An 18,246-nucleotide genomic window follows, 5' to 3' on the forward strand; every position below is an offset into this window, starting at 1 on the left:
ATGACTCCGGAAACCGTCATGACCATGGGCCGCCAGGCCATGGAAGTCACCCTGATGATCGCCGCACCGATGCTGCTGGTGGCGCTGGTGGTCGGCCTGGCCGTCAGCATCTTTCAGGCCGCCACCCAGATCAATGAAGCCACGCTGTCCTTCATTCCCAAGCTGGTCGGCATTTTCGTTGCACTGATCGTGGCCGGCCCGTGGATGCTGTCGGTGATGCTCGATTACATGCGACAGATGTTCGGCGGCATCCCAGGGATGATCAGCTAAACCCGCGCCGATATGATCAGCATCTCCAGCGCTGCCCTGAATGCCTGGATCGCCGGCCTGTTGTGGCCGTTGTCGCGCATCCTCGGGCTGATCGCCACCGCACCGCTATTCAACAACCAGAAAATCCCTGCACGCGCCAGGATCTGCCTGGGCATCTTGCTGGCGCTGATCGTCGCGCCCGCGGTGCCGACACAGCCGGCAACCGACCCGATGTCGCTGGCCGGCCTGCTGATCCTGATGCAACAGATGGTGATCGGCCTGGCCATGGGCATGGCGATGCGGATCGTCTTTGCGGCAGTCGAAATGGCCGGCGAAATCATCGGCATGACCATGGGGCTGGGCTTTGCCACCTTCTACGACCCGCAATCGGCCGGCCACTCGTCGGCGATCAGCCAGTTCCTGTCGCTGGTCATGCTGATGCTTTACCTGGCGGCGAATTTCCACCTGATGCTGATTTCCGTCCTGGTCGACAGTTTTACCACCATGCCGATCGGCGCCGGCTCCCTGGGGGGCGGCATGGAACAGCTGGTTTCCTGGGGCGGCCGCATCTTTTCCGCCGGCGTGCAATTGTCGCTGCCAGTCGTGGCTGCGCTGTTGATCAACAATATCGCGCTGGGCGTGCTCACCCGCGCTGCGCCGCAGCTGAATATTTTCGGCATCGGCTTCCCGCTGGCCATCGGTGTCGGCTTCGTCATGATCGCGCTGACGCTGCCCTACCTGGCGGTACCGGTCGAGCGACTGCTGCAGGAAGGCATCGACATGGCCGGCCAGCTTGCGGCGCCGCGCTAGCCCGCCGCGTCGAGTTGCGCGATCAGTGGTTGCAGCAGGCTGGCCTCTTGCGCATGCAGCGCAGCGCCATGCATGGCCAGGTTACGTGCGACATCCTGCAGGCGCCACTGGATTTCCTTTCCCGCCACGCCGACTTCGAAATGGATTTCGCGGTTATGCGCCATGAACTCCGCGATATCCTCATGCGTGCAGATGTCCAGGCCGGTGCTGGTGAAGGCGCGCCTGACAGCCAGGACCTGTTGCAAGCCCCGCGCCAGCAAGTCCTTGCAGGCGCGCGATGTCACCAACGGCGAATCGGCCAGCGCCCCAAGTTGCGCCAGGGCGGCCTCGATGTTGCCATGAAGGGACTGAACATTGCGGTACACAGCCTGCAGCGCCACGTCCTGAGATGCCGTTCCCGGTTCTTCGCCGCAAATGCGCAGCACGCTGGAAACGGCTGATACCAGTTCATGGGCATGCTCGCCCGGGATGATTTTCAGCGCCAGAGCTGCCCGTTCCAGCGGGCGGTCCTGGCGCATGAAGACGCCGGAAATCATTTCCGCCACCGAGACGACCTGACCGGCGATACTGATGTTGCTGCCGCCAAGCTGGCGCGGATAGCCGCCGCCGTCGAAGCGTTCATGGTGTTCCGACACCGCCTGCGCCACCGCTGGCGGGAAATTTTCCAGTTCCTGGATCAGCATCTGGCCGATGCGCGGGTGCACCACCACGTGGCGCCATTCGTGTGGCCGCAGGCGCCGCTTGCTATCCAGATATTCGGGTTCGATGTAGAGCTCGCCGATATCGTGCAACAAGCCGGCCAGTGCTACCGTAGATTGCGCCCTTTCGTCCAGCCCGAGTTTCTTGGCCAGGCAGATCGACACCAGGCTGACCATGACGCTGTGCGCCAGCGCGCTGGCGCCGCCGCGTTCGGTAATGGTGAGCATCAGGCTCATGGCATTGCCGAACCTTGCCTGTTTCAGGATATCCAGGGGCGGCGTGCCATTGTTGCCGGCAGCCCGGTGCATTGAACCCACCGGCGCAATCGAATCGGTCAGTCGCCGCGCCGCATCGACCACCACGTCGCTATTGATGCCGTCGGCAACCGTGATGCTCGATTCCAGCGGCTTGCGCAGCTTGTGCAGGATCAGCCGCTCCTGCATGCCGCGCGAGATGCGTCCCCCCTTGGCTACCAGCTTCATGCCGCGCGCATCGAATATATCTTCGGTCGCCTCGACATCCCGTTCTTCCGCCAGATTCATCACCTTGTCGAGGTAATGCCTGTTGACGTCATTAATTGAAATTGCTTCCGTCATGTATGTTTTTTATTTTTTTACAAGGATGAAACCTTATCATGAAAAATAAACATTTCTGCACTGGCGCGATGAAATTCATGCAGGAGGAAAACACAATGCGCGAAGGCGGCATGCAAGTAAAAAAGCCTGCAGTCTTGCGCTGCAGGCCCGGGGACAAATGCAGAATCGCTTACAGGTAATTAAACAGCGACAGGCCGCTGACTTTGGCAAAGGTCTGCTGCGCCGCGTTGAGCGTAGTTTGCTGCTGCATCAGACTGGAAATCGCCTTCGAGTAGTCGAGATCCTGCAATGCCGATAAGGTTTGGGCATACTGAATATCGGCATCAGCCCCGGCATTGTCGAGCGCATCGATTTCCTTGAGCCGTGAGCCGACTGCGGCGCGTACCGTCAAGATATTGTCAAGCGCGTTGTCGAGGTTGCCATGGGCGACGGCCAGGCCATTGGTTAAATTGCCCTTGCCGGCAGCGCCTGCGACAGGGGTGTTCAACAAGTCGATCAGGTCCTTCATGGTGGAAAACACGCTCTGGTTGGTGCTTGGGGCTACGGCGAAGCTGTCGCCATTGGCCGGTTGGCCGCCCACCTCGAACTGAATGCCGTCGAAAGTAATGGCAGCGCCGCTGGAATAGGCGTTTCCGGCGGAAAGGGTCGTGCCGCTCGTGACATCGACCACGTCATACGTGGTGCCAGCGGCGGATACCGCGAAAGTCACACTGTAATTGTGCCCGGTTAATAGCGAAGTGTCCGTCACTGCGCCTGGCGAGAAAGTGCCGCTGCCGGCATTGCCGGCCGCGGCACTCAGGGCAAAACTGCCATTGCCGTTCTTGATCTGCTGGAAAACGGCGCTGCCGCTATCGCTAAAGGCAATTTGACGCGATGTCCCGACCTGCAACATGCGCGCGCCCTGATCGCCGTTGTAGAGGGCGCCGGTGGCCGTCTGGGCAAAGGGCTGGGTGCCGCTCTGAAATCCGGCAAACATATAGCCGCCCATGCCATCATCGGAATTGGCCAATCCCAGCAATTCCTCGAAGCGCCCCTTGAGTTCGGTTGCAATAGATTGCCGGTCAGTGTCACTATAGGCGCCATTGCCGGCCCCCACCAGCAAAGTCTTCACATCCTGCAGCAAGCTTGTCACGCTCTGCAACACGCCCTCTTCCATGCCCAACGCGGACTTGACGTTTTCGCGGTTGGCACCGAACTGCTCGTTGACCGAGCGCGCCTGGCTGACATCGTAGGCGCGTGCCGCCGCCACAGGATCGTCGGCCGGCGTCAGTAGCCGACGTCCCGAAGAAATCTGCTGCTGCGTGCGCATCAGGTTGGCTTGCAGCTCGCTCAGTCTCGAGGTGCTCGTTTCAAAAAAAGTATGGGTGCTGATGCGCATGATTGTGTTCCTTACTGACCCAGTGTGAGCAGCACGTCGAACAGCTTGCTGGCGGTTTGCATGACCTTCCCGGCAGCCTGGTAGGCTTGCTGGTAACGCAATAGATTGGCCGCTTCCTCGTCGAGATTGACACCCGATTCGCCCTGCTGCGCCGCAACCGCTTGCGCCAGCAAGGTGGTCTCGGCGGCCATGTTGACATCCAGCTCATGCGTCTTGTTGCCGACCATATTGACCATCTGGCCAAAGACGCCCTGAAATGTTGCAGTGCCATTACTCAGCGTCTTTGCAGACTGCAAGGCTCCCAGCAAGAGGGCATTACGATTGTCGCCGATGCCGCCGCCGTTGCTGCCGATAGTGAAGCTGTCACCATCCGCGGGGGTACCTGAAATCTCAAAACTGATATTGCCAAAGCTGACGGTAGCCCCCTCCGTGTACGGCACGGGGGTGCCGGCCGGGTAGACCGTCGACGAACCGTTACTGGTGAGCGTTACCGGCAATGCCGGAAAGCCGGTCAGTTCCCCGGCCGCAGCGTTGTAGGCGAGGGAAATTGCAGGCGTCACCGTCGCCGCACTGAAGCCAGCCGCAACCGTTCCGGCGCTGATCTTGCCAGAGCCGGCATTGTCGCTGTCAGCGCCTGTGCGCACGGGTGCGGCGGCTGCGATCTTGGCAGTGTCGCTGATCGTCACGCCAAATCCGGCAGCGCCATTGACCGTTGGTTTGACCAGGAAAACATCGCCGGCGGCCATGCTACCCGAGGCAACCTCGAATTCCAGCCCATCGACCGAGATCGGCAGCGTCGTCGCGCTGGTCAATGCGCCGTCCATCAGGCGCGTCACCCGGTATTCGGCGGGACCGATGAATTCGAAACGATAGTCGCTACCGGTAAGCGCACCAGCATTGCTGATGTTTGCCGAAACCGTTGCATTGCCGGTGTTCAGAGTACTGGCATTGACCTTCGGTGTGGCGACCTTGAAAAACTCGCCGCCCAGAGCGCCGTTCAGGTCCTGACCGAGCTGGTGCTGGGCGTTGAAGGCACCGCCCAGGCCAATGGCGATGCGGCCAAGTTCATTTTGCACCTTGTCCAGCGTCTGCGAGCGGAATTCCAGCACCCCGCCCAGCTTGCCTCCGGTAAGCGCCGCTTCGGCCAGCGAAATGGTGCCATTATTGCCCTTGTAGCCAACCTGGAGTCGCGTCGGATCGGTAGCGGAAATCACCGGCGTCAGTCCGAAGGTCCGCCCCCCGACCACCAGCGACTGGCCGTTACCAATCGCGATATTATATTCACTGCCTTGTTTGACGACAGTGACCTTGATTTCCTTGCTGAGGTCGGCCACCAGCTTGTCGCGTTGATCGAGCAAGTCGTTTGCCGGCTTGCCGCCATTGCCGGCTTGCACTGTGCTGATCGTATCGTTGAGCTTGGCAATCTGACTGGCCAGCGAATTGATGGAAGCAATGCTTGACTGGATGTCACCGTTGACACCTTCGCGCAACTGGTCGAGTCGACCATCCATGCTCTGGAATTGTCCGGCCAGGGTCTGCGCCGATGCAATCAGGGTTTGCCGCGCGGCCCCTGAAGAAGGGTCGGCAGCCAGGCTTTGTACGCCCTTGAAAAAATCCTGCATTGCCGGCGTAATGCCGGCAGTGGGATCAGCAAACATGTTGTTGATCTGCTTGACCTGGGAATAATAGGAACTGAGCGCATTCTGCGAGGTTTGCGAATTCAGCACCTGGCCGGCGAGAAATTCATTATAGACGCGCTTGACCATCGTGACTTCAGTGCCTTTGCCGACAAAGCCATAACTGCTTTGCTCGCCAGCCACCGCGCCCTGGACGACGACTTGGCGGCTGTACCCCTCGGTATTGGCGTTGGCGATATTGTGGCCGGTGGTCGACAATCCCACCTGGGCTGCGGTCAGTGCGGTTTGACCAATGCTGAGGATATTCGCCATGATGGTGTTTTCTATTAACGCGTTACCAGTGTTTTCGGCAGACTTTCGGCAAACTTTAGCGGACTGCCGAAAATCCGGTATTATTTTTGCAACAAAGTGCCACTAGCGGCAGTGCGCCATCGCGTCATGCCGACAGGGTTTGCCGGATGATGCGGGTCAGCTTGGCGGCATATTGCGGGTCGGTGGCATAGCCAGCCCGCTGCAGGCCGTGCGCGAAGCTGCTGGCATCCTGGGCATTGGCAATGACATTTTCATAACGCGGATTATTGTTCAGCAGGCGCGCGTAATCGCGGAAGCTGTCGGCATACGAATCATAGGCGCGGAATTTTTCCCGCTTGAGCTGCGGCACGCCATTGACGTATTCGGTGGTGGCGACTTCGACCACCTTGCCCTTCCAGCCGCCGGTTGCCTTGATGCCGAACAGGTTGTAGCTGTTGCTGCCGTCGGCATTGCGTATCTCGCGCTTGCCCCAACCGGTTTCCAGCGCCGCCTGGCCCAGCATGAACTTGGCCGGAATGCCGGTGCTGCGGCTGGCCGCCTCGGCATGATGCGCCAGGCGGTCCTCGAACGCGCGCACATGCGGCAGACGCGCCGTGGATTTTGCGGATTGAACCGGTTCCACTGCAGCCGATGCCGATGCCGATGCCGATGCCGCTGCCGCTGCCGACGATGCGCCAAGCCGACCCGGCCACAGGCCGGCAGACATGCCATCGCTGGCGCCGCCATCCTCATTCTGCAGCCGCAACTGTTCCTGGAAAGCGGCGATCTGTGCCTGGCGCTGCGGATTCAGCTGCGGATTCAGCTGCAGACTCAGCTGGCGACCCGGCGCAACACCGCTGCCGAGGCCATCGATGCCGCCCGCTGCTGCTGCGTCGTTGGCTGCGGCGCCGGCCTCGCCCGGCGCTGGCGGCTGCACGCCGCGGTTGACCGACAGCTGGCGCGCCAGCACGTCGGCCAGGCCGACGCCACGGTTGGCCAGCGTCTGGCTCAGTTGCTGATCCAGCATCGAGGTATACATTTTGGTTTGCTGGTTGTCGAACATGCCGTCCTGCGGCGTGGCCTCGCGCATGCTCTTCATCACCATGTTCATGAACAGCGCTTCGAACTGCTTGGCCGCAGCCTTGATCGATTCCGGCGATTGCTGACGCGCCGACTCGCGCAGCGCGCCCAGATCGCGGGCGTCCAGGGCGAGCTTGCCGGAGAGATCGACGGAATTGGCCACGATGCGGTGCTTAAATGATTTCCAGCTCGGCGCGCAGCGAACCGGCCGCCTTCATCGCCTGCAGGATCGCCAGCAAGTCCTGCGGCGTGGCGCCGATCGCATTCAGGGCCTTGACCACTTCGGCCAGCGAAGCGCCGCCCTTCAACATCAGCACCTGGCCGGGCTCCTTGCGGATATCGATTTGCGAAGTCTGGGTCACCACCGTTTGGCCGCCCGAGAATGGCGCCGGCTGGCTGACCGCCGCTTCGGTATTGATGACAATCGACAGGTTACCGTGCGATACCGCGCAGCTCTCCAATGTCACGGCCTGGTTCATCACCACCGAGCCTGTGCGGGCGTTGAGGATCACCTTGGCCACGCTTTGCGCCGGCGTCAGATTGATGCTTTCCAGCGCGCCAAGAAACGCCACCCGCTCGCTATTGTCGACGGGTGCGCGCACGCGGATCACGCGGGCATCCCGGGCCGCCGCTGTATCCGCGCCGAAACGCTTGTTGACGGCATCGACCACCCGGCTGGCAGTGGAAAAATCCGTGTCATTCAATTCCAGGAAGACCGAATCGCCCTGTCCCAGCGCGGTCGGCACGGCGCGCTCGACCGTGGCGCCGGCGGAAATGCGGCCGACGCTCAGATGGTTGACCTGGGCCTTGCTGCCGCTGGCCGCGGCCCCCACGCCGCCGACCAGCACATTACCCTGCGCCATGCCGTAGATCTGGCCGTCGGCGCCCTTCAATGGCGTCATCAACAAGGTGCCGCCACGCAGGCTCTTGGCATTGCCCATCGAGGACACCGTGATATCCAGGGTCTGGCCGGGTTGGGCGAAGGCCGGCAACGAGGTAGTCACCATCACCGCCGCGACGTTCTTCAACTGCAGCGACGAGGCCGGCGGCAGGTTCACGCCCATCTGCTGCAGCATGCTCATCACGCTTTGCACGGTAAACGGCGTCTGCGTGGTCTGGTCGCCGCTGCCGTCGAGCCCGACCACCAGGCCATAGCCGATCAACTGGTTCTGCCGCACGCCCTGGATGCTGGCCAGGTCCTTCAGGCGTTCAGCCTGCCCCGGCACCGGCGCCGCCAGGCTCATTGCGCAAGCGAGCAGCACCAGGCTGCGTTTCAGTGGATGACAGGTGACGGTGAGGATTTTCATGTTCGGTTCCGGTTGGCCGCGCATTACAGCGGCAGCACGCTCAGGAAAAAGCGCGTCAGGATACCCATCATCTCGGCGCCATCGACATGGCTGTTGGTGCGGTATTCGATGCGGGCATCGGCCACCTGGCTCGACAGGATGTTGTTGCCAGGGCGGATCTGGTCGGGATTGACGACGCCGGAGACACGAATGAATTCGGTGCCCTTGTCGAATGCCACCTGCTTCTCGCCGCTGACCACCAGGTTACCGTTGGGGAGCACATCGACCACCGTCACGCCGATGGTGCCGGTGAAATTGTTGCTCGAACTGGTCGCGCCATTTTCACTGAATTCGTTGGCCGATGAGGCCGCGGCATTGGTCTTGCCCAGCAGCGAGGCCGGCGCACCGAACAGCGCAGTCACGCCAGCCTCGACGCTGCCGCTCTTGCTGCCGGAATTGCCGGCGGCCTTGGCGGCGCTGGTCCTTTCGCTGATGGTCATGGTCAGGATGTCGCCGACGAAGCGCGCGCGGCGGTCTTCGAACATGGGCCGGTAGGAGGCGGTCTGAAAAATCGCGCCGTTGGCGGCTCGGCTTGCCGGCGCCGGCGGCAGCGGGCGCGCCGTGGTCGGTCCCTGCACGATGGTCTCGGGGGTTATCGCGCAGCCGGCGAGAAAGCCGACAGTGACGATAAAGAAAAGTATCGTGAATGAATTTTTCATGACTGAAGCTCCGGCACGTCCGTCACAGCTGCGTCAGCCGCTGCAGCATCTGGTCCGAGGTGCTGATGGCCTTGCTGTTGATTTCGTACGCGCGCTGGGTCTGGATCATGTTGACCAGCTCCTCGACCACATTCACGTTCGAGGTTTCGGTATAGCTCTGCAACAGGCTGCCGGCGCCGTTGGTGCCGGGGGTGTTGGTGTTGGCGGTGCCGGAAGCGCTGGTTTCGGCATACAGGTTTTCGCCCTTGCTTTCCAGCCCGGCCGGATTGATGAAGGTGCTCAGTTGCAGCGCGCCCACCGTGGTCGGCGCTGCCGCGCCCTGCACCTGCACCGACACGGTACCGTCGCGGCCGATGGTGATGCTCTGGGCATTGTCGGGAATGGTAATGGCCGGTTGCACCACGAAGCCGCTGGAAGTCACCAGCTGGCCCTGGCTGTCAACCTGAAAGGAGCCATCGCGGGTATACGCGGCGCTGCCGTCCGGCATCAGCACCTGGAAAAAGCCGCTGCCCTGGATCGCCACATCCTTGCTGTTGCCGCTCTGTTGCAGGTTACCCTGGGTATGGATGCGCTCGGTCGCCACCGGACGCACGCCGGTGCCGAGCTGCAGGCCGGAAGGCAGCTGGGTCTGCTGCGACGATTGCGCGCCGGGCTGGCGGATGGTCTGGTACAACAGGTCCTCGAACACCGCGCGCGAACGCTTGAAACCGGTGGTGCCGACGTTGGCAAGGTTGTTGGAGATGACATCCATCTGCGTCTGTTGCGCTTCCAGACCGGTCTTGGCTATCCATAGTGAGCGTATCATTTCATTCTCCAGCGATCTGCTGCCTGTTCATCGGCGCCGCCCAGGAGGGACGCCCCACAATCCAATTATGCTCCGCCGCGCACTAGCTCAAAGAGAGGAGCTGCGCGGCTTTGTTGGCGTTATTCTCGGCGTTCTTCAATAAATTCATGTGCATCTCGAACTGCCGCGCCAGGCTGATCATGTTGACCATTTCATCGACCACATTGACATTGCTGCCTTCCAGCGAAGCGCCGATCAGCGCGACGTTTTCGGCGGCATCGGCCGGCTCGCCGCTCTTCAGGCGAAACAGGCCATCGTCGCCACGCACCAGCTCGGCCTGTTCCGGATTGACCAGCTTGATGCGTCCCAGCACGGTATTGACCGCCGGCTTGGTGGCGGTGGAAACCGCCGACACCGTGCCATCCTTGGCGATCGCCAGGGCGACATCGGGCGGCACGCTGATGGGGCCGCCATCGCCCAGCACGTTCAGGCCGGACTGGGTCTGCAGGATGCCGTTTTCGCTGAGCTTCAGGCTGCCGTTGCGGGTATAGGCTTCGGCGCCGTCTTCCAGCTGCACGGCGATCCAGCCCTGCCCCTGCACCGCCACATCCAGCTCGCGCCCGGTCTGCTGGATCGGGCCGGCACGGAAATCCGCCCCCACCGTCGAATCGACCACAAAGGCGCGCGTGGCCAGATCGGCGCCCTGCACCGGCACGGCACGGAAGGTATCGAGTTGGGCGCGAAAACCGTTGGTGGTGGCATTGGCCAGGTTGTGCGAGGTCGTGGCCTGCTTTTCCATGACGTGCTTGGCGCCGGTCATGGCGGTGTAGATCATGCGGTCCATGGTGTCTCCTGTGGCCGGTCAGCTGCAAACGATGCGACGCATTAGCGCAGATTGACCAGCGTCTGCATCACCTGGTCCTGGGTCTTGATGGTTTGCGCATTGGCCTGGTAGAAGCGCTGCGCGGTAATCATGTTGACCAGCTCGGCGGTCAGGTCGACGTTGGAATCCTCCACCGCCGACGATTGCAGCGAACCCAGGCTGCCAGTACCGGGACCGCCAACAAGTTCCGCCCCGGACGAGGCACTGGAAGCCCAGACATTGTTGCCAAGTGGTTGCAAGCCGTTCGGATTGGTGAAATTCGCCAGCACGACCTGACCCAGGGTCGAGGACATGCCGTTGGTATAGCGACCGGTGATGATGCCGTCATTGTCGATGTTAAAGCCGGACAGGCGGCCGGACGCATAACCGTCCTGGCCAAGTGAATTGACGCTGAACGACGAACCGAACTGGGTTGTGCCGGCGAAATCGAGGCTGATGCCTGCAGCGCCACCGATCGGCGTCTGTGCGCCGGTTGCCACCGGCAGCTGGATATTCGCAAAAGGCAAGGTGGTTGCAGCGTTATCGATGGAACCGTCCGATGCAAAGGTGATGGAGCCGATATTGCCGCTGGCTGGCGCCGGCAGCAGGGTGCCGTCCACAGAGGCATAGACTTCCCAGGTAGCCTGCGTGCCGGCCGGATCGGCCGGCAGCGGTGCAGTCTTCACAAAGAAAGTCTGCAGAACATGGGAATTCCCCAGACTGTCAAACACCGATACCGAAGTCGCGTTGTGGTACGTCGCGGGATCGTTGACGTCGAAGGGATTGACTGCCTGGTCGATCGCCGCCTTGCGCGAGTCCAGGTTAAGCAAGGCCGTCACTTTCGACGACTCGCTGGGAGGCAAGTCGGCCGTATTGATGTTCAGGTCAGTGGGCGCACCGGTAGACAGAACGCCAAGGCTGTTGGCAACATATCCTGTCAGGTGCGAGCCGCTCGCGTTGACGATGAAACCGTCCTTATCGAGCTGGAACTGACCGTTGCGCGCATAGGTAATCGTGCCTTGGTCGCTCATGCGAAAAAAACCGCCGCCATTGATCGCCACATCAAGGGGATTATTCGAACCGGTGATGTTACCTTGCGTGAATTGCTGGGCGACGCCAGCCACCTTGACGCCGATCCCGACCTGACTGGTGCCGGCACCGGTGAGTGAACTGGCATACACGTCGGCAAATTGCGCCTGCGATGCCTTGAAACCGGCCGTGTTGGCATTGGCGACATTGTTGCCGATCGCATCCAGGCTCTTGGATGCTGCGCTCAAACCACTCAAACCTTGCTGAAAACTCATGATAATCCCCTTATAACGATAGGAAGCGCAACAATCAGAGAATCTGACGGATATCGGCGAAATTCAACGCGCCGAGGTTAGGCACATTGACCTTGATGCCGCCGCTGCCGGTGGAAACGCTGGCAACCTGGCCGAAACTCAAGGCGCTTGCATCGACGTTCTTATCACCGGCAGTGGCCTTGACTTCAAACGTGTATTTGCCATCGGGCGCCGTGGCGCCGGCATCGGTCTTGCCATCCCACGCCAGCGGATAAGTGCCGGCCGGCTGGTTCTCCAGCGTGAAGCTGTGCACCGCGCTGCCGCTGGCGTCGCGAATCGTGACCTGTACCTTGTCGGCCGGTCCGGCCAGCTCGACGCCCAGCAGCGCCTGGCCTTCGGATAACTGGACACCATTGCCGGTCGCCAGCACGCCATGACCGATCATGCTGGTCGCCTGCAGGGTCTGGCTGGTCTGGTAGCTTCCCATGAGGTTTTCCAGCGCGGTATTGAGCTTTTCGATGCCGCTGACGGTCGACAATTGCGCCAGCTGGCTGGTCATCTGCGCATTGTCCATCGGGTTCAGCGGATCCTGGTTCTTCATCTGCGTCACCAGCAGCGTCATGAAGCGGTCTTGCGCCTCGCCGGCAGCATCCGTCGCCTTGGCCGTCTTGGTGCCATTGACAGCAGTCAGCAGGCTGTCGGAAACGCCGCTACTGTTTTGTATGGTCGTCATGCGAATTCCCTTTCTTACTGGCCAAGCGCCAGTGTTTTCATCAGCAGCGTCTTGGCCGCATTCATGGTCTCGACATTGGTCTGGTACGAGCGCGACGCCGAGATCATGTTCACCATTTCTTCCACCACATTCACGTTCGGCATGGCGACGTAGCCCTGCTCGTCGGCTTGCGGATGTTTCGGGTCGAACACCATTTTTGGCGGCGACGCGTCCTCGACCACTTGCTGCACCTTGACTCCTGCGGCTTCCGGCGTTGCCATCGGCACTGCCTGGAAGACCACCTGCTTGGCCTTGTAAGCCTGGCCGGTGGAACTGGTGGTGCTGTCGGCGTTGGCGATATTGCTGGCCACCACATTCAGGCGCTGCGATTGCGCGCTCATGGCCGAACCGGCGACATTGAAGATATTAAAGAGTGACATGGTCATTGCCCCTGGATGGCGCTCAGCATTTTCTTGATTTGCGCGTTGATGAGTGTCAGGCCGGCTTCGTAGCGGATGGCGTTATCGGTAAACTGGTTGCGCTCGACATCCATGTTGACCGTATTGCCGTCAATGTTGCCCTGCTGCTCCTTGCGGTATTGCAGCGGCGCGTCACCCACGGCATTGCCATTCCTGCTGCTCAAGTGTACCGTGGCGGTTTTCGCCAGCGCCGGCGCCGGCGCCTGGCTCGACCCGCCCTTGGTCAGCGCGCCTTGCAGGGCCTTGTTGAAGTCGATGTCGCGCGCCTTGAAGTTGGGTGTGTCGGCATTGGCGATATTCGACGCCAGCAATTGCTGACGCTGGGCCCGCAAATTCAGCGCGGCTTCATTGAACCGCAAATGTTCGTCAAGCTTTCCGATCATGCCACCCTCCAGGGCTAAAAGAACTGCGCGGCTAAAGAAACTGCACGTTGCGCCGATAATGGTTTTGTACAGGCTCGATATTAAGCAGTCGATGCCGCGCCCGATCGGCGGATAAGCGCGCAAAACCCTGCCCTGTTCCCGGCTTTGCGGCGTGGCGGCGCCGTTATCATGGATCGCACAAGATATTTTCTCGCGTGGACCATGCAGCTGCTCATCAAGAATCTGATTATCAAGGCCAGCCTGTTTTCGATCGTCCTGCTGCTTGCCAGCGCCGCGGCGGCGCAGCAGAGCGCGCCGCCGCGGCAAGACCCCGAAGCCATCCGCAAGGTGGTCGAACATTTCCTGCGCGTCCAGAGCGCCGGCTTGCCGGGCCAGGTCGGCATCAACGCCAGTACCCTCGACTCGCGCACCAATCTCGCTGCCTGCACCGCCCCCGAAGCCTTCCTGCCGCCCGGCAGCCGGGTGTGGGGCCGCACCACGGTCGGCGTGCGTTGCCTGGCGCCGGTTTCCTGGACTGTGTATATCCCGGCAACGGTCAAGGTCGTGGCGGACTATCTCACTACCGCCGCGCCCCTGGCGCAAGGCCAACTGGTCGCCGCGCAGCATCTGCTGAAGGCCCGGGGCGACCTGACCCAACTGCCGGCCGGCATCCTGACCGATGCCTCGCAAGCGCTCGGACGCACGCTGGCCATGTCGTTGCCGGCCGGCGCGCCCTTGCGCAACGATGCACTGCGTGTCCAGGCCGCCGTCCTGCAGGGCCAGACCGTGCGCCTGAGCTCAAGTGGCGCCGGCTTCCGCATTTCCGCCGAAGCCAAAGCCCTGAACAATGCCGCCGAAGGGCAGATCGTCCAGGCCAGGACAGCCAGCGGCCAGGTCGTCAGCGGCGTGGCGAAAAACGGTGGCGTGGTGGAAGTAACTTATTGAAAACATGGAATATTTGTCTGGCCGCCCCTATTAAATAATGTTAGATTCGCTCCTAAAGTTTAGGCGGCCGATGCCGTTATATGGGCATGGACAGGGGTAAACTGCCCCGAACAGACAAGGAACGATCGTGAAAATCGATAACTCGATCAAGAAAACCGGCAGCCTGCCGATCGGTGCGGCGGAAACCCGCGGCGGCAAAGGCGCGGAAAAAACCGGCGGCGCGGCCAGGGTAAACACTGCCGGCACGGCGCAGCAAGGCGTACAGATTTCTTCGCAATTGCAGGCATTGGCCGGCAGCGAAGGCGTGTTCGACACACAAAAGGTGGCGGAAATCAAGGCAGCGATTGCCGAGGGCAGGTTCCAGGTCGACCCGGAAAAGGTCGCCAACGGCTTGCTCGATTCCGTCAAGGATTTGATCCATTCCCGTAAGGCATAGACATGAACCCATCCGGCAACAGCCCTGCGCACTCCCTGCATGAAGAAAACCGCACGGCGCGCATGCTGCTCGACCTGTTGAAACAAGAGCAGACACAGCTGATTGCCGCCGATATCGATGCCCTGACCGCCTTAACCGAGGAAAAGACCCGGCTGGTGGCGCGCATGTCGGAACTGGCGACTGGCCGCCATCAGGCGCTGGCCGCCGCCGGCTTCACCGCCACGGAACAAGGCATGCAAGCCTGGCTGGACAGCCTGCAGGCAGCCACCGTGCGGCAGTCGTGGCAGGAGTTGCTGGATCTGGCCCGCGCCGCCAAGGACATCAACCGCAGCAACGGTCTGCTGATCGGCAAGCACCTGGCGCGCAACCAGGGCGCACTGAACGTCTTGAAGGGCGGCGCGCAAGGCCAGGCCCTCTACGGCCCCAACGGCCAGTCTGCCGTCAGAACGACCGTGCGCGGGCTGGCGATCGGCTAGGTTTCAACACATTCGAGGGTGTTACTTGACCGGCTTCTGCCGGTTTTTTTTGCCCGATCGCCGTACGCGCCTATGACGGTACCCCAAGGATCACGCTCGACGCCTTGAAGATCGCCGTGACGGGCTGACCCACCGCAAGCCCGAGCGCCTGGCTGCTTTCATTGGTGACGATCGCCGCCAGCGTGGCGCCGCCGGACAATTCGAGCACCACCTCGGCATTCACCGCGCCCGGCTGCACGCGTGCCACGGTTCCGCGCAGGCGATTGCGGGCGGAAAATTTCGCACCTTCATCATCCGTTACAAGGATCACCATGGATGACTTGATCAGCGCGAAAGCTTCCGCCCCAGGCTGCAAGCCCAGACTTTCCGTGCTTTCATGCGTGACGATTGCCACGATGCTGTGACCGCCGGCCACCTCCAGCGTGACTTCATCGTTGACGGCGCCTGCCTTGAGCGCCGTGACCCTGCCGAAAAACTGGTTGCGCGCGCTGGTTTTCATGGCCATTCTCCTGACAAGCAGATAATCGTCGGCGATGCCTCCTGCCTGGCTGTCGAGCAGTTCGACAAAACGTCGGTGTTCTCGTTCGATGGTGGCGAAATTGGCCACCAGTTGCGCGCCGCGCTGGGTCAGACGGGTGCCGCCACCGCCCTTGCCGCCCGCCAGCCGCTCCACCAGTGGCTCACCGGCCAGGTTGTTCATGGCATCGATGGCATCCCAGGCTGCCTTGTAACTCATGCCGGCAGCTTTGGCTGCCCGGGTGATCGAGCCGCATGCGGCAATCTGCGCCAGCAGCGCAATGCGCCCTGTGCCGCCGAAATTTTCCCCATCCACAGTCAGCCATACCGTGCCTTGCAATTGCATCGTCATGTCCATCGTCCTTTGCGCCGCTGCCGCCTTATTCCGCTCGATATCTTCTCCGCAGCCCAGTCGGAAGCCGCTTAGACGCCGCTCAGAAACCGATCAACGCCGCCGCATCGCTGCCATCCGGCGCCATCTCGACCGCGCCATCCTGCATCCGCAGCACCTGTTCGCCAAACATCGCCGCATCTTCCTGATCGTGGGTAATCAGAATCATCGGCACCTGCAATTCCCTTTGTAAATGATCCAACTCCTGCCGCAGCGTCACGCGCAGCGCCGGATCGAGCGCCGCGAACGGCTCGTCCAGCAACAGCGCCCGCGGCTGCGCCACCAGCGCGCGCGCCAGCGCGGTACGCTGGCGCTGGCCGCCGGACAACTCAGCCGGCATTTGCCGCGCCATCGGCCGCAGGCCGAAGGCATCCAGCCAGTAATCGACCGCGGCGCCGCCGGCATCCGCAGGCGGATTGCGCCAGCCGCCCGTCAAGCCGAATGCGATATTCTGGCGCACATTCAGGTGCGGAAACAAGGCGTAATCCTGGAACAGATACCCCAGCCGGCGTTGCTGCGGCGCGAGGTCGATACCGGCCGCCGCATCGAACAGGCTGCGCCCGTCCAGGCGGATATGTCCGTGGTCCGGGCGCAGCAGCCCGGCGATTGCCTGCAGGCTGATGCTCTTGCCGGCACCGGAAGGGCCGAGAATGACGATGCGCCGGTGCGCTGAGCGCAAACGCAAGCGCAGATAAAAACTGCGCTGGCCGGAGCGCAGGGTCTTGTCGATGTCGATGTCGAACAGCATCATCCTCCCTATGCGCGCCGACCGCTGTGGCCTGGCGCCAGCCACCCGGCCGCCAGCAGCACCGCCACGCACACCGTCGAAGTGATCAGCACCAGCAAATTGGCCAGGCCGTCCTGGCCGGCCTGCACCGCCTCATATACCGCCACCGAGAGCGTCTGCGTCTTGCCGGGGATGCTGCCTGCGACCATCAGGGTCGCGCCAAACTCACCCAGCGCACGGGCGAACGCCAGCAACAGGCCGGCCAGAATGCCGCGCCATGCCAGTGGCAGGCTGACCCTGAAGAAAATCGCCATTTCGGAAATGCCCAGCACCCGCGCAGCCTGCTCAAGTTGGCCATCGACCGCCTCAAAGGCCGCCCGCGCCGGCTTGAACACCAGTGGAAAGGCGACGATGGCAGCAGCCAGCACCGCCGCCTGCCAGGTAAAGATGAGATTGATGCCGAAATGCTCTTGCAGCCAGGCGCCAAGCCAGCCACGCCGACCGATCAGCACCAGCAGGTAATAGCCCAGCACGGTCGGCGGCAGCACCATCGGCAGCGTCAGCAGGGTATCGAGCAGATCGCGTCCGGGAAAGCGCCGACGCGCCAGCAAAAAACCGATCCCCACCCCGAACACCAGGTTGATCGCGGTGGCCCAGGCGGCCACCTTCAGCGACAGCGCCAGTGCGATCCAGGCTGCGTCCATGCCACTGGCTTCTGCCATGTGTGCGCCCCTTCCGGATCAGGGCTGTTGAAAGCCGTATTTGGCGAGGATCGCCTGGCCGGCCCGGGATGCGATGAAATTGACAAAGCGGCTTGCTTCCGCACCGTTCGTGCTGGCCGCGGTTCTGGCAATCGGATAGAGAATGGCCGTATCCAGCGGCACTGAAAACGCCACCCTGACCTTGCCCGGCATTAGCGCGGCGTCGGTGGCATATACGAAGCCGGCATCGACTTCGCCGCGCGCGACATAATCCAGCGACTGCCGCACGTTCTGGGTATGAATCGCCTTGGTTTCAAGCAGCGGCCACAGGCGCGCCGCCTCCAGCGCGTGCCTGGCATAACGGCCGACCGGCACGCTGGCCGGATTACCGATGGCGATCTTGCTCACCGCAGCTTGCGTCAGGTCTGGCAATCCCTTAAGTGCCAGCTTGCTGTCGGCCGGCACCACCACCTGCAGGGTGTTGCGGGCAAAATCGCGGCGCGCCGCCGCCTTTACCAGCCCTTGCTGCACCGCCATGTCCATCGTTTCCTGATCGGCCGAGGCAAACACATCGACCGGTGCACCCTTGGCCATCTGCTGCAGCAGCACACCGGACGCAGCAAAATTCAACGCCACCTTGCCGCCGGGATGTTGCGCTTCGTAAGCGCCGGCGATTTCGCGGAAGGCATTGGTCAGGCTGGCGGCAGCCGATACGGTGATCTCGCCGGCCTGGGCGAAACTTCCCACACTGACAACGATAGCGCCCAGAAGCACTTTGAGCGATGAAAAATGCATGTTTGTCTCCAGATGTGGTCGAATCGATAGCG

Annotated in this window: 21 protein-coding genes; 5 read left to right on the forward strand and 16 right to left on the reverse strand. The window is 61.8% G+C overall.

Annotated elements, in window-relative coordinates:
• Both fliQ and fliR read left to right on the forward strand, forming a co-directional pair.
• Complete coding sequence (gene fliQ / locus D3878_RS05875; protein WP_119784620.1) at positions 1-270, forward strand: flagellar biosynthesis protein FliQ; 270 nt, start codon at positions 1-3, stop codon at positions 268-270.
• A 12-nt stretch (positions 271-282) separates the two neighbouring features.
• On the forward strand, positions 283-1,059 hold the full coding sequence (gene fliR, locus D3878_RS05880; protein ID WP_119784621.1) for a flagellar biosynthetic protein FliR: 777 nt from the start codon (positions 283-285) through the stop codon (positions 1,057-1,059).
• On the opposite strand, the gene D3878_RS05885 is transcribed toward fliR, so the two are convergent.
• From D3878_RS05885 to flgB, 12 genes are all read right to left on the reverse strand, one after another.
• A complete protein-coding gene (locus D3878_RS05885; RefSeq protein WP_119784622.1) occupies positions 1,056-2,354 on the reverse strand; it encodes an HD-GYP domain-containing protein in 1,299 nt (432 codons plus the stop codon). The genes fliR and D3878_RS05885 overlap by 4 nt on opposite strands.
• Before the next feature lie 169 nt (positions 2,355-2,523).
• Positions 2,524-3,732, reverse strand: a complete 1,209-nt coding sequence (gene flgL, locus D3878_RS05890) for a flagellar hook-associated protein FlgL (RefSeq protein ID WP_119784623.1) — start codon at positions 3,730-3,732, stop codon at positions 2,524-2,526.
• A gap of 11 nt (positions 3,733-3,743) precedes the next feature.
• Positions 3,744-5,681 (reverse strand): flagellar hook-associated protein FlgK, encoded by a 1,938-nt coding sequence (gene flgK, locus D3878_RS05895; protein ID WP_199688095.1) that lies wholly within the window; start codon positions 5,679-5,681, stop codon positions 3,744-3,746.
• Between the two features lie 124 nt (positions 5,682-5,805).
• Complete coding sequence (gene flgJ, locus D3878_RS05900) at positions 5,806-6,903, reverse strand: flagellar assembly peptidoglycan hydrolase FlgJ (protein WP_420799495.1); 1,098 nt, start codon at positions 6,901-6,903, stop codon at positions 5,806-5,808.
• 10 nt (positions 6,904-6,913) lie between these two features.
• On the reverse strand, positions 6,914-8,047 hold the full coding sequence (locus tag D3878_RS05905) for a flagellar basal body P-ring protein FlgI (protein WP_119787728.1): 1,134 nt from the start codon (positions 8,045-8,047) through the stop codon (positions 6,914-6,916).
• Positions 8,048-8,070: 23 nt separating this feature from the next.
• Complete coding sequence (locus tag D3878_RS05910) at positions 8,071-8,745, reverse strand: flagellar basal body L-ring protein FlgH (protein ID WP_119784626.1); 675 nt, start codon at positions 8,743-8,745, stop codon at positions 8,071-8,073.
• A gap of 22 nt (positions 8,746-8,767) precedes the next feature.
• Complete coding sequence (gene flgG / locus D3878_RS05915; RefSeq protein ID WP_119784627.1) at positions 8,768-9,550, reverse strand: flagellar basal-body rod protein FlgG; 783 nt, start codon at positions 9,548-9,550, stop codon at positions 8,768-8,770.
• 82 nt (positions 9,551-9,632) lie between these two features.
• Positions 9,633-10,373, reverse strand: a complete 741-nt coding sequence (gene flgF, locus D3878_RS05920; protein ID WP_119784628.1) for a flagellar basal-body rod protein FlgF — start codon at positions 10,371-10,373, stop codon at positions 9,633-9,635.
• Positions 10,374-10,414: 41 nt separating this feature from the next.
• Positions 10,415-11,695, reverse strand: a complete 1,281-nt coding sequence (flgE, locus tag D3878_RS05925) for a flagellar hook protein FlgE (protein ID WP_119784629.1) — start codon at positions 11,693-11,695, stop codon at positions 10,415-10,417.
• A 34-nt stretch (positions 11,696-11,729) separates the two neighbouring features.
• Complete coding sequence (locus D3878_RS05930; RefSeq protein ID WP_119784630.1) at positions 11,730-12,407, reverse strand: flagellar hook assembly protein FlgD; 678 nt, start codon at positions 12,405-12,407, stop codon at positions 11,730-11,732.
• A 14-nt stretch (positions 12,408-12,421) separates the two neighbouring features.
• Positions 12,422-12,826, reverse strand: coding sequence for a flagellar basal body rod protein FlgC (gene flgC, locus D3878_RS05935; RefSeq protein WP_119787729.1), 405 nt, complete (start codon positions 12,824-12,826; stop codon positions 12,422-12,424).
• 2 nt (positions 12,827-12,828) lie between these two features.
• Positions 12,829-13,248: a flagellar basal body rod protein FlgB gene (gene flgB, locus D3878_RS05940; RefSeq protein WP_119784631.1), complete on the reverse strand. Its 420-nt coding sequence runs from the start codon at positions 13,246-13,248 to the stop codon at positions 12,829-12,831.
• A gap of 168 nt (positions 13,249-13,416) precedes the next feature.
• On the opposite strand from flgB, the gene flgA reads away from it, so the two are divergent.
• The 3 genes from flgA (at position 13,417) to D3878_RS05955 (ending at position 15,084) form a co-directional block, all read left to right on the forward strand.
• Positions 13,417-14,172 carry a flagellar basal body P-ring formation chaperone FlgA gene (flgA, locus tag D3878_RS05945; protein WP_233556244.1) on the forward strand — a complete coding sequence of 252 codons (756 nt, stop codon included), beginning with the start codon at positions 13,417-13,419 and terminating at the stop codon, positions 14,170-14,172.
• A 127-nt stretch (positions 14,173-14,299) separates the two neighbouring features.
• A complete protein-coding gene (gene flgM / locus D3878_RS05950; protein WP_119784633.1) occupies positions 14,300-14,608 on the forward strand; it encodes a flagellar biosynthesis anti-sigma factor FlgM in 309 nt (102 codons plus the stop codon).
• A gap of 2 nt (positions 14,609-14,610) precedes the next feature.
• Complete coding sequence (locus tag D3878_RS05955) at positions 14,611-15,084, forward strand: flagella synthesis protein FlgN (protein WP_119784634.1); 474 nt, start codon at positions 14,611-14,613, stop codon at positions 15,082-15,084.
• A 70-nt stretch (positions 15,085-15,154) separates the two neighbouring features.
• Here D3878_RS05955 and D3878_RS05960 read toward each other — a convergent pair whose 3' ends face one another.
• From D3878_RS05960 to modA, 4 genes are all read right to left on the reverse strand, one after another.
• Positions 15,155-15,952, reverse strand: coding sequence for a TOBE domain-containing protein (locus D3878_RS05960; protein WP_119787730.1), 798 nt, complete (start codon positions 15,950-15,952; stop codon positions 15,155-15,157).
• Positions 15,953-16,034: 82 nt separating this feature from the next.
• Positions 16,035-16,739, reverse strand: coding sequence for an ABC transporter ATP-binding protein (locus D3878_RS05965; protein WP_119787731.1), 705 nt, complete (start codon positions 16,737-16,739; stop codon positions 16,035-16,037).
• 8 nt (positions 16,740-16,747) lie between these two features.
• Entirely contained in the window at positions 16,748-17,422 is a 675-nt protein-coding gene (gene modB / locus D3878_RS05970) for a molybdate ABC transporter permease subunit (protein WP_119787732.1), read from the reverse strand.
• A gap of 36 nt (positions 17,423-17,458) precedes the next feature.
• Entirely contained in the window at positions 17,459-18,214 is a 756-nt protein-coding gene (gene modA, locus D3878_RS05975; RefSeq protein WP_119784635.1) for a molybdate ABC transporter substrate-binding protein, read from the reverse strand.
• Positions 18,215-18,246 lie beyond the last annotated feature (32 nt).

It is taken from the genome of Noviherbaspirillum sedimenti (genome assembly GCF_003590835.1).
Lineage (GTDB): Bacteria > Pseudomonadota > Gammaproteobacteria > Burkholderiales > Burkholderiaceae_D > Paucimonas > Paucimonas sedimenti.